Origin of the sequence: Roseateles sp., assembly GCF_965262435.1 — a bacterium.
GTDB lineage: Bacteria > Pseudomonadota > Gammaproteobacteria > Burkholderiales > Burkholderiaceae_C > Paucibacter_A.
The window spans coordinates 2,067,670-2,080,089 of the sequence record NZ_OZ253537.1 but is presented as its reverse complement, the minus strand read 5'-3'; the positions used below and the strand labels follow the sequence as shown (position 1 = coordinate 2,080,089).

Here is a 12,420-nt window from a genome sequence, read left to right as displayed (position 1 = left end):
TGTTGATGCCGGCTTAAGGCTTGGCGGCCGGGGCCGACGCAGCCACCACGCGCACGCTGTCGCCATCGCTGAGGAAGCTGACCCCGCTCTGCACCACGGCCGCGCCGGGCTCCAAGCCGCCGAGCAGCTCAAGCCGATCGCCGACGCGGCGGCCGGTGCTGACCTTGACCTGCTGCACCTTCTGGTCCTTGCCCACTCGGAAAACATAGCTGTTGCCATCGCGCAGCTGCACGGCGGACTGCGGCAGGCTCAGCGCCTGACCGCGGCCCAGCTGGATCTCGCCGCGCGCAAAACTGCCGGCGCGCAGCAGGGCAGCACCGGGGCCGCTCAGATCCACATAGACCAGGCCCATGCGAGTTTGCGCATCGACCGTGGGCGCCACCACGCGCACCTTGCCCGGCACCTTGCTGCCGTCGCCGGCGGCCAGCTGCACGGCTTGACCGGCGCGCACGCGCGCCAGATCGGCCGCGGGCAGCTCGGCCCGCCATTCCAGGCGACCCTGGCGGATCAGATGAAACAGCTCCTGGCCCGGCTGCGCTACGCCGCCCATCGTGGCCAGGCGGGCGGAGATGATGCCCTCGTCGGGCGCGGTGATGCGGGTCTGCGCCAGGCGCAGCTCGTCGCTGGCCACCCGGGCCTGGGCGGAATCGAGCCGGGCCTTGGCCGTTTGTTCGGCGGTCAGGTACTGGGCCAGTTGCTGGGCGCTCAAGGCACCGCTGCCACCGGCCTGCAAGGCACGAGCGCGCTCGGCATCGCCCTGGGCGCTGTGCAGCAAGGCCTGGGCTTCGGCCGCAGCGGCGCGGCTCTGGGCCAGCTCGGCGCGCACGGTGGCATCCGAGAGCTGGGCCAGCAGCTGGCCGCGCTTGACCCGATCACCGACCTGCACCCTCACATCGGCAAGGCGCAGGCCGGCGATCTCGGCACCGATGATGGCCTCTTGCCAGGCGGTGACGCTGCCGTGGGCGCTCAGCGTTTGCTCCCATTCGGCGCTGCTGGCTTGGGTCAGCTGCACGGTCAGGGCCGGGCGGGCTTTGGCCGGCGCGCTGGCCGCGGCATCGGCCGCCGAGGCCGGCTGGGCTTGCATCAAGCCCAGGCTCAGGATCAGGGCCAGCAAGGGGGCGAGGGAATGGGTAGAAGTGCTGCGGTTCATGGACAGTGGACTCGCGGACAAATAGGGGGTGTTGGTGTTCTTGGACTTCAGGCGCGTGGGCTTCATGCTGCGCGCCCTTCTTCTTTCGTCTTCAGGCCGAGCGGCGCGGCCTGGCCGTCCCAGCCGGCGCCGGTGGCGCGGCACAGGGCCACCCAGGCGCTCAGCCCCTCGCGCTGCAGCTGCACCAGTGCCGAATCGGCACCCAAGCTCAGGCGGCGGGCATCCTCCAACTCGGCCGCGCTGGCCAGGCCGGCGCGCCAGCGCCGTTCGGTCGCCTGCAGGCTCTGCCGGTAGCCGGCCGCAGCCCGCTCGGCCAGGGCTTCGCGGGCCCGTGCAGCGTCAAGGCGCACCAGGCCCTCTTCCACCTCGCGCACCGCTTGCAACACGCTCTGGCGATGGCCGGCCAAGGCCTCCTCATAGCGGGCCAGAGCGCCTTGCGCCTGTGCCCGGCGTGCGCCGCCATCGAACAAAGGCACATTCAAGCTGGGCCCGAAGGACCAGCCGCGGCCTTCATCGCTGCTGCCGCCAATGCGCAAATTCGCCAGCGAGATGCTGCCGCTGAGCTGCAGCTGAGGGTAACGCGCCGCTTCAGCGGCACCACGCTCGGCCCATGCAGCCATGACCTGCTGCTGACTGGCTGCCAGATCAGGGCGGCGGGCCAGGGCCTCGGCCGGCACCGAAGCCACGGCCAGGCCCAAGCTGGCGATGGCTGGCAACTGCGCAGCGCCGGGCTGGAGGGACTGGCGTAAAGCGCCCTCCTCCATGGCCGTCAGTGCCACCAAGCCCTTGATCGCCAGATCGCATTCAGCCCGCTGGGCCAGGGCCAGATTGGCGGCATTGGCCGCTGCGGCCTGCAAGAGTGCCTCGTTAGCCGCCGACTCAAAGCCGACGCGCAAGCGCTCGGCTGCGAAGCGCGCCAGCTGCTCGGTCGCCGCAGCATCGGCCTGAGCGATCTGCGCCAAACGTTCGCAGCTGCGCAGGTTCAGATAGGCCTGGGCCACCTCGGCGGCCAAACTCAGGCGTGCGGCCTGCGCATCGAGCTCGCTGGCCTTCAAGCGCGCCTGGGCGGCCGAGGCTTGCTGGCGCACGCGAGCAAACAGATCGATCTCCCAACTGCTGTCCAGGCTCAGCGAGGACAAAGTCTGGGCCGGGCTGCCGCCGGGTTGGGCGGGCCGGCTGCGTTGCACCATGCCGTTGGCATTGAGTTGCGGCAGCTGCGCACTGCCGGCTTGCTGAGACAAGGCCCGAGCCTGCTGCACGCGGGCCAGCACCTGCTGCAAGCTGGGGTTGGCGCTTTCCGCCTGGGCTTGCAATTGCAGCAGCAGCGGGTCGTTCAGGCGCTGCCAGACTGGCTGGCCAGCATCGGCCTCGCGGACATCCGTTTGCGGCGCATGCCAGCGCGTGGCCGCCGGCGCCAGTTGCTGCTCCAGTTCGGCCGGGGGCGCCAAGCTGCTGCAGGCGCTCAAGACGGCCACGGCGGTCGTCGAGAGTGCCAGGCGCAGCGCTGGCATGACAGGGCGCTTGTTTGTTCTCATCCTCACCTTCACGTTCTTCATGTCTTGCGGGCTTTCTGCGATGTCTTGGGCTTCACTGCGGCAGCGTTGGTCTTGGACGCTTGACGCAGCGCCCGCTCGTGTTCGATCAAAGCCTCGCCGTAGCCGACCAGGCGACCCAGCACCCGCTCGTACGCGCCGGGCCCGCGCACCATGCCGGGCACCAAGGCTTCCATATGATCGGCCGACATCCAGTAGTCATGGGCCAGAGCGACCAGGCCAAAGGCCAGCTGATGCAGCTCGGTGTCAACCTCCGCCACACCGCAGCGCTGGGCCAGCATCTGCACCAATTCCAGATGGCGCGGGGCGATGTACTCCGCACAAATGTCCTGGTAGACCGCCGAGGGCTCGATCATTTCGCGCCCGCACAGCCGCAAGAGGCTGGCCAAGGCTTCCTCGTCCAGCTGCAGCGGCTGCAAAAAGGCGCCATAGAAGCTCTCCAGCCACTCGCGCAGCGGTACGCTGGCGTCGGCCTCGGGCATCCGGCCAATCACATCGGCCACCGGCCGCATCATCACCTCGCGGTACAAGCCCAGCTTGTCCCCGAAGTAATAGGCGATCAGGCCGATATTCGCCCCGGCGGCCTGAGCAATCTCCCTCGTGCTGGCCTTGTCAAAACCCTTGAGCGCAAAAATGCGGCTGGCCTCGGTCAAGAGCCGCTCGCGGCGGCCCGGCGTCTCATCGCCCGGAATCGTTTTGTTTTGTTTCGACATGGCGCGCATGATAGCCACGTTAATCAATCGATTGATTAAACATTTGCGAATAGCCCTTGTACGGGAATGAAGGACAGGGGTCGAGCGATGCACGTTTGTGCAAGCGAAGCGCATCGGGCGGCTATCGGCACAAAGCGGAACCTCGACGGCAGGGTTTTCGCGCTGCGGTGGCTCGGCCCGCCGCCGTGCTCATGGTGCCCGGGTCGGCTCTGCGAGCCGACTCCCCTCGCTGCTCACTGCGCGGCTCAGCGGCGCCAAACTCCCTCCGTTCGCTGCGCTCACTGTGGTCAAACAGTGGCGCCGAGTCAGAGCTTGAAGCGCGCGAGTACGCGCGCCTGATCCGCTCCGCTGCGCTCTCGGCCGCGCACAAATCGCCCGTCGTCGGGCCGAGCCACCTCAGAAGGTGGCGTGTTCGACCGTCGAGGGGCAGATCGAGCGCGATGCAAGCGCCCTGCAGTTCGGGCCGCCGCTGGGCGATTTGTGAAGGGCTGAGCAGCGCAGCGGCTCGGGGCGCGCGCGTACCCGCGCGCTTCAAACTCTGACTTGGCGCGTTTGTCTGAACGGAACGAACGCAGTGAGTGAAGTGAGTTATGCGCCAGCCCCGAGGCGCGAGCAGCGCAAGGCAGTCGGCCCGGTAGGGCCGACCCCGGAACCATGAGCCCGGCGGCGGCCCGGACTGCAGGGCCTCACGAGGGAGAGCAAGAAGGCTGCTATGTGCCGAATTCAGTCGACCGATCCACGAGAACATGACGTACAAAAAGGGCAGGGCCTTGTTGTAGCGTGTCAGCGCGGCGCGCAGCGACCCATTCTTGACCAAGGCGTACTCGATTCCTAGGCTGAGCTTGATGCCAAGGCCGTGGCTGTCCTGGACCTGGATGCCGCTGAACATGCGATCCAGGTGACTGGCGCCGAAGCGACGGTAGACCGAGAACTTGTCGTTGGCCGGGAAAGAAAACCAAGGCAGAACGGGCGGCAAGCAAGAAAGCAAACGGAGCGCACGCGGCAGCGCTGCGCGAGGACTGGGCTTAGAACAGCTCCATATCGCTGAGCTGGGTCGCTTCTTGCATCTGGCCGGCCGAGACCAGTTCGGCGTGGTTGTGCACCTGGTTGCGGCCGTTGTCTTTGGCGTGATACACGGCCTTGTCGGCGCGCTCGAAGGCGGCCGCGGGCGAGTCGCCAACACGCACCTGGGTGAAGCCGATGCTCACGGTGATGCGGCCCACCTGAGGGAAGGCGTAATGCTCGGTGTTGTGACGCAGTCGCTCGAAGGCATGGGCGGCATCCACGCCTTCGTCGCAGCGCATCAGCACCACAAACTCTTCACCACCGAAACGGTAGAGCAAGTCGTGGAAGCGAAAACTGCTGCGCATCAGGCGCGACAGCAGCAACAGCACTTCGTCGCCGATCAGATGGCCGAAACCATCGTTGACGGCCTTGAAGTGATCGATGTCGATGACACCCAAGAAATACTGCGGGTGGATGTTCTCGTGGCGGCGGTCGTTCTCACCCGCCTGCGGATCGGCCGCCGCAACCTGCGCCAGCGTCGACAGCTCGCTCAAGGCCTTGAGAAAGCTCTCCTCAAAGGTCTTGCGGTTGAGCAGACCGGTCAGGGTGTCGCGCTCGCTGTAGTCGAGCAGGCCTTGGAAGTTGTGATAAATCCGCAGCACGCTGCTGACCATGCGCTGCGCCTTGCTCTTGAGGCGGCTGGCCGAGTGGATCTCCAGCACGCCGATGACCTCGCGCTCGGTGGCAATGGGAAAGAGATTGATCCAGTCCTGCGCCAACTTCGGCGCACGATCGACATCGATGCCGGAACCGGCCGCGCCGGCGACCGCTTGCGGCTGCCATTGCAACACCGTACGGCTGCGCATGCATTCGAGGCGCTGCGGAAAATCCGCGGCCGGAGGCAGCCGATCGGGCTCCAGCCAGAGCGGGTCCGCGGTGGCCACGGCATCGTCGCCGCGCAAATGGGCGCGCGTCAGCCAACGTTCAGCCCCGGGCTCGCCGATGTAGCGATAGATCGCCACCGAGCGCGGCTCCAGCAAATCGCGCAGTGCCGACACCAGGGTCACGTCCATGACATCCCGGTCGCGGAAGCCGGTCAACTCGGCAAGATGATCTACGACTTCAGACATGGGTCAGGGAAGAACGCCTCGTTGAGCCAGGGCCGGCTCAGTGAACACAATGAAAAGCGGCGGAGGCGGCTGCGGCGCGGCTCGAAGGCCACGGCGCAGCCGCATTCAAATCACAAGGCTGCCGCTTCAGTGGCCTGAGCTTGTGCCGCAGTGTAGCGAGCGATCAGCTCCAGCAGATGGGCTTCGTCATAGGGCTTGCCGAGATAGTGGTTGGCACCCAGTTGCTCCGCATAGTCGCGGTGCTTCTGCGCGATGCGCGAGGTGATCATCACCACCGGCAGTTCGCGCAGACGGGCATCAGCACGGATGTTGCGCAGCAGGTCGAAACCGTCCATGCGCGGCATCTCGATGTCCGACAGCACCAGCACCGGCAGCTCGTCGCCGCCAAGCGCCTCCATCGCATCCAGCCCGTCCTTGGCCAGTTGCACCCGGTAGCCTTCGCGCTCCAGCAGACGCTGGGTGACACGACGCACCGTCAAGGAGTCATCGACCACCAGCACCAACGGCGGCAGGTCTTCGCTCGATTCGGCCACCGGCTTCGGCGCACTGCCCTGCTCGGCCACACGCTGAGCGGCTTCACGGGCCTCCAGCAAGCGCTGCTGCGCCAGCGGACCGTACCAGGCTGCCAGAGCCACCGGGTTGTAGATCAGAGCCACATCGCCCGAGGCGAGCAAGCTGACGCCCGCCAAGCCAGGCACCCGGCTGAGCTGTGCACCGAGGTTCTTGACCACCACTTCCTGGTTGCCCATGACCTCGTCCACGTGCAAGGCCAGCGACTGCTGGGCACTGCGCATCAGCACGACCGGCAGGTACTTGCCCTGGCCATGGCCGCGCCCGGCCTGACCCAGCAGACCGCCGAGCCAGTAGAACGGCAGGCTCTGCCCGCCATGCTGAAGGTTGCCGGTGGCGTAGGCTTCCTCCACCGCGGCAGCCGGCACCCGCTGCAGCGAGGCCATCAAACTGGCCGGCACCGCCACCACTTGGTCGCCGCTGCGCAGCAGCACGACCTGGGTCAGGGCCGTGGTCAAAGGCAGGCGCAGCGCGAAACTGGTGCCCTGCCCCGGCTTGGACTCGGTGGTGATGGAACCGCCCAAGGTGCTGACCTCGGCGCGCACCACATCCATGCCGACGCCACGCCCGCTCAGCTCGGTCACTTGCGTGGCCGTGGAGAAGCCGGAGGTGAAGATCAGCTGCATCAGGGCTGCTTCCGACAGCGTTTCGCCGGGCTGAATCAGACCCAGCTGCTCGCCGCGCTCGCGGATACGTTTCAGATCCAGACCGGCACCGTCATCGCTGAAGGTCAGCAGGACTTCATTGCTTTCCTGGCGCAGCTCCAGCCGGACCGTGCCCTGAACGGGCTTGCCCAGAGCCTGGCGCTGCTCGGGCGCTTCGATGCCATGGCTGATGCTGTTGCGCAGCAAATGCTCGAAGGGCCCGGCCATGCGTTCCAGGACGCTGCGGTCCAGTTCGGTCTGGCCGCCAATGATCTCCAGCTGGGCTTGCCGGCCAGCATCGCGCGCCGCCTGGCGCACCACCCGGTGCATACGCTCGCCCAAGCTTTCGAACTCGATCAAACGAGTGCGCAGCAAATCGTCCTGCAGCTCACGCGTCAGGCGCGACTGGGCCGCCAGCTCGTCTTCACCAAGCTGCACATTGCGCTGCAAGGCGCGCTGCACCGTGGCCACGTCGCCGACCGACTCGGTCAGCATCTTGGTCAGTTCCTGGAAGCGGGTGTAGCGGTCGAACTCCAACGGGTCGAAATCGCGCCCGGCCTTCTGATGCAGCTCCTGCTGCGTGCCCATCTGGGCCTCGGCCTGCAGTTCCAACTCGCGCAGCTGATTGCGCAAACGCGCCAAGTTGTCGTCCAGATCGAGCAAGGATCCCTTCATCTGGGCCAGCTCGGACTCCAGGCGCGCGCGTCGGATGCTGACCTCACCGGCCTGGGCGGCCATGCGTTCGAGCAGGCTGCCGCGCACGCGCACCATGGCTTGCGGGCCGCTGCCGGGCAGTTCGATGGTGATGTCGTCGGGGCTGGCTTGACGCTCACTGAAGCGGGACCAGTCGATCTGCCGCGGCGGCGCTGGCGCGGCCTGTTCCTCGACCAGCTCGACCGGCTCGGCCACCACTTCCGAGCCAGCTTCGGCTTCGGCTTCGGCTTCGGCTTCGGCTTCTGGTTCGACTTCGGCAACGGTCACGTCGCCAGATTCCATCTCGGGCGCCAGCTCAGCCACCGGCTGCACATCGAACGCCGGCACAGCCACAGCCGGCTCCAACAGCGAGGCCAGCAAACGATCCAGGCTGGCTTCCAGCGCATCGCCGCCATCCTGCAGGGCTTGCAGGCTGGCGCTATCCGGTGGGTCCATGGCCAGCGCCGCCTCGACGGCCGACTCCAGCTCGTGGGCCTGCTCGCCCAGACGCATGGCACCGGTCAGGCGAGCCCCGCCCTTGAAGGTGTGCAGGGCGCGCATGCAGGCATCTGGAGCGCTGCGGTCTTGCGGCCGCAGCAACCAGTCGCGCAGCGCGGCATGCAGCTGAGGCAGGAGCTCACGCGCTTCTTCCTCGAAGATCGGCAGCAGCACGGCGTCGATTTCGTCCGGCAGGCCGGGTTCGACTTCGTCTTGATCTGCAGTCGGTCGGCTCGGTGCAAGCTCGGCCGCTGCCGCCGGGTAGGCCGGCAAATGCAGATCGAGGGTGTCGTCCACCACGGTGGGCGTTGGGCCCAAATCGCCTGCGTCCAGATTTTCCAAGGCGTCGTAGTCACCGAGCAGGCTGCTGTCCACCTCGGGTTCGTAAGCATGCAGACGCTCGACCAGCGAGGCGTCATGCGGGCGCAAGAAGCCGGCGGCGAACTGATGCAGCAGCTGGCGGATGTCTTCGGCCGCCCGCTCGAACAGCTGGGCATCGGCTTCGCTGAAGCGCTGGGCGCGCTGAGCGCGGCCCAAGGCGTGCTCCAAGGCACGCGCCAGGGTCGACAAATCCTCATAGCCCACGGTGGCCGAATTGCCGGCCAGGGCGTGCGCCAGGGCCTCGCACTGCGCGGGCAGCGGCGGGTTCAGCTCCATCGCCCATTCCGCCAGGCCGGTGGCCAGGCGACGCGAGAGCTCATCGGCCTCGTTCAGGAAGATGTTGAACAGGGTGATGCCGATGCGCAAGGAACCGATGCGCTTGACGCCTTCATCCCCTTCTTCGGCAGCTTCTTCGGCAGCTTCGCCCTCCCCTTCATCCGCATCGCCGCCCTGGCGGTCGCCAGAACTGACCAAGCTGAGATGAGGTACAGCCGGCGCGGCGACTGGCGCCTCAATGGTGTCCGCAACTTCAGCATGCGATTCGGTTTCGACTTCGCCCGCCAGCTCAAGCGCGGCTGCATCCACCGCTTCGGCCACCACTTCAGGTTCAGCAGGGGCGACAGGCTCACCCACCAACTCGCCCAGATCGAGGTTCAGCTCGAATTCGGGCAACTCAAAATCAGGCACAGCCTGGCTGACCGTCTCGGACGCCGCTTCGGCAGCATCCAGAGGCAGGTCCAGGGTCAGAGGCAGGTCGAGTGGGTCCAGCGTCGCGAACTCACTCGACACAGCGTCTTCGGCTTCGCTCGGCAACTCGCTGAGCACGGTCTCGGCGGCGGCGGGGAACGCCTCCGTCGCAACATCTGTCTGACCCTCAGTGGCTGCGGCGGCCAGCGCGCGGTCCGCGGCCGCTTCGCCCTCGCCCAGCAGATCCAGATCCAGCAAGTCGGTCAGCACAGGCGGCTGCGTTTCGGCCGCTGCGCCAGCATCCCCTTCGAGCATCAGCCCGGCATCGCCGAGCAGCGGCTCGGCTTCGCCCAGCTCCGGCAGAAGCTCCGGCAGCAGTTCGGTGGCGAGCTCGGTGTCCGGGCCCTCAGACAGCACCGTGGGAACAGGCTCGATGGCCGTAGCCTGCCAACTCGGCAGCTCAACCAGCTCATCCATGAACTCAGTCGGCGTCGGCAGGGCCGCGGGCAACTCGTCCGACAGAGCCGGCAGTTCGAGGTCGAGACCCAGATCCTGGTCGGCCAGCTCCGGCGTCAGCGGTACAGCGGGAACTGCGGCCTCGTCGGTCAGCAAAGGCGGCTCGGCCAGGCTCAACTCGGGCAGAGTCAACTCGGGCAGAGTCAGCTCGGGCGGAGTCAGCTCCGGCAGCGCCAGCTCAGGCAGTTCCAACACTTCTTCTGACAGCTCCGGCAGCGCCGGCAGCTCGATCGGCTCCGGCGCGGATTCGGATTCCGGCAGGGCCTCTAGGGTGGACTCGCCGCCCAGCTGATCCGCCGAAGCATCGATCAACTCATGCAAGGGTTCTGCTTCGGCGTCGACCGCCACCGGCTCGAACAGCTCCTGGGCCAACGCTTCGGCCAGAGGCTCGACCGGCATCTCGTCCGAAGCCAGCTGGCGACCCGGCCAGTCCAGCGCCAGCGCCTCGCCCTGCAGACGCAAGGCATCGGCACTGCGGCGCAGCGGGTCGGGAATGAAGGCGCCACTCTGCCGGCCGGCGATCTGTTCGCACCACTGGCCGAGATAGTCCAGCGCTTCGGCACTGAAGGCCAGCAAAGGCGCATCGGCCTGGGGCGTGGCATCGGCCAGGCGCGCATTGAAAAGCTGCTCGCAGGCCCAGGCACCCTCGCCATAGGCATCAAAGCCCACCATGCGAGAGCTGCCCTTGAGAGTGTGGAAGGCACGGCGCAAGACCGTCAGCTGCTCGCGATCGCTGCCGTCTTCTTGCAAGGCGGCCAGGGCGGCGCGGGCATTGCCCAGCACTTCGCCGGCTTCCTCGAGGAAGATCTCCTGCATCTCGGGGTCGTGCGCAAAGGCGGCCGGGGCTGGCTCGGGCGACGCCACGGCCGACTCGACCGACGTCACGGGCGCCTCGGCAGGCGCGAGTTCGGGAGCAGTTGCTGCGAGCTCGGGCGCGCTGTCGAGCGCGAAGCTGAGCTCGGGCAGGCCCAAGTCACCCAGGGCCGCAGGGGCTTGGCTGACCAGGGTCTGCAAGGGCGCGGGTGCCGAGGGGCTGTCCAGGTCCAGCTGCATCAGGCCGTCCAGCGGCGCCGGGGCCGAAGCCACCATGGGCGGCAGCGGGCTGGCGTCGGCACGGCGACCCATCACCGGGTTGAGGCGACCACTGGCCTCCTCGAACACAAACATGCGTTTGGCCAGCTGCGGCTGCACGCTCAGCATGTCGATCAGGAAGCCCAGGGCGCCGAGGTTGTTGGCCAGGCGCTCGAACAGTTCGCGCGGGCCGCCACGGTCAGTGTCGACCTCGGTGTTGGCCAGCTCATCGACCTCGTCGCGCATGCGCAGGCAAGCCAAGGCCGCCTGGTCCAGGCCCAAGACGGTCAGCACACCGCGCATGGCGGAGAGCTGGGCCGGCACGGGGATCAGCTTCTGGCGCTGCGCCGGGTCACGGAAATACTCATCAGCCTGGCGCTCGATGTCGGACAGGCTGGCACGCAGCTCATGCACCACGCTGCCCAGGGTCTGGCGGTCGGAGACCCGGCGATACAGGTCCTCCATCCAGGCTTCCAGCGGCTGCGGCGCATCGCCATGGGCGACCGCATCGATGCGCTGGGCCAGGGCGCGCACGCGCTCGGCTTGCTCGGGCTGGTCGAAGGCTGCGTCGTCGAGCGCCGCCTCCACATACAACATGCTGGTGGCCACTTCCATGGCCAGGGCCGGGCGCGGCGGCTGACCCGAGCGCAGGGTGGCGACCACCGCGCGCTGCAGGGTCTGGCCCAGCACCTCGCCACTCGGGAACAGGCGCTGCAGCGATTCCGCCACAGCGGCGAATTGCTCGTCGAGGCCGGCCAGACGATGGCTGTCGCCCTCGGCGGCGCTGCCCCAGGATTCCTTGGCCACGCCGACACGGCGGCGCGCCTGCGCCACCCAGGCCGGGTCGATATGACCCAGGGTCTGGTCTTCGTAGTCACCCCGGAATTCAGGGTTCAGGCCGAAAGCCCGGCATACCGCGCTCAGGCGCGGCGCCATGCGCTCGTTTGCCGGGTCACGCGCCTGGGCGCAGAAGAACAGCAGGTCTTGCGCCAGGCGCTCCTGCACCGCCGGGTCGACCTGACAACCCAGCTTGAGCTGGGACAGCAGGCGCGAGCCCAGGCGCTTGACGAAGGCATCGCCGTCCAGCAAGCCCAAGGCCTGGGCCTGGAACTGCGCGGCAGCCAGTTGCCAGAGGGTCTTGCTGTGCGATTCGATCAGGCCCGCTGCCAGGCCGGCGCACAGGTCGCTCAAGCGACCGGCAAAAGCCGGGCTGGGCGTGCGCATGTGCTTGAGCAAGGCCGCTTCGAACGGCGCGCGGCCGGTCTCCGGGGCCAGAGCCGGGCAGCCGGTTTCGTCCGGCACCTCGCGCCAGTGCCATTCGTACTGCCAGAGGTCGGCCGGGTGCACCCGCTCGGCGCCGATGAAGGTCTGCAGCTCGCGGTAGGCGGGGAACAGGCTCAGCGTCGAGGCCTTGTTGCCGGCCAGCAGGCGGGCGATGTAGCTGAGCAGGGCGAAATTGGCGCGCTCAATGGTCTCGACGCGGAAGGGGTCGACCAGATCGGTGCGCTCGGCCAGCAGCTGCACCGCTTGCTCGGCGGTGCGCAGCACCGTGGCACCGGCCGGCAAGCCGACCAGGGACAGCACGCCGGCCACCTGGTGCAACTGTGCCGCGGCGCCCAACAAAGACTGTGAGCTGGAGCCGACTTCGGCACCCAGCACGCTGAACTTGCTGTCGCCATCGCGCAGCATGCGCCGAAGCGCCTTGTGGACCGATTCAAGGGATCGGCGCAACTCCTCCTGCACCCACGCCAGGGGGCTGAGGTCGGGAGGAAACTCGGACTCGCGGAACTGATCCATGCCGGGCTCCGC

General features: G+C 67.6%; 5 protein-coding genes. All 5 read right to left on the bottom strand.

The features are described 5' to 3' along the window. Window positions 1–13 precede the first annotated feature (13 nt). Complete coding sequence (locus tag ACQY39_RS08965) at window positions 14–1,216, bottom strand: efflux RND transporter periplasmic adaptor subunit (protein WP_428505404.1); 1,203 nt, start codon at window positions 1,214–1,216, stop codon at window positions 14–16. Then, window positions 1,213–2,661 carry an efflux transporter outer membrane subunit gene (locus ACQY39_RS08960; protein ID WP_428505401.1) on the bottom strand — a complete coding sequence of 483 codons (1,449 nt, stop codon included), beginning with the start codon at window positions 2,659–2,661 and terminating at the stop codon, window positions 1,213–1,215. Before ACQY39_RS08960 ends, ACQY39_RS08965 begins: the two co-directional genes overlap by 4 nt. 41 nt (window positions 2,662–2,702) lie before the next feature. Then, window positions 2,703–3,416 carry a CerR family C-terminal domain-containing protein gene (locus ACQY39_RS08955; RefSeq protein WP_428505399.1) on the bottom strand — a complete coding sequence of 238 codons (714 nt, stop codon included), beginning with the start codon at window positions 3,414–3,416 and terminating at the stop codon, window positions 2,703–2,705. A gap of 1,025 nt (window positions 3,417–4,441) precedes the next feature. Continuing rightward, complete coding sequence (locus tag ACQY39_RS08950) at window positions 4,442–5,551, bottom strand: GGDEF domain-containing protein (RefSeq protein ID WP_428505397.1); 1,110 nt, start codon at window positions 5,549–5,551, stop codon at window positions 4,442–4,444. A gap of 110 nt (window positions 5,552–5,661) precedes the next feature. After that, entirely contained in the window at window positions 5,662–12,408 is a 6,747-nt protein-coding gene (locus ACQY39_RS08945) for an Hpt domain-containing protein (RefSeq protein WP_428505395.1), read from the bottom strand. Window positions 12,409–12,420 lie beyond the last annotated feature (12 nt).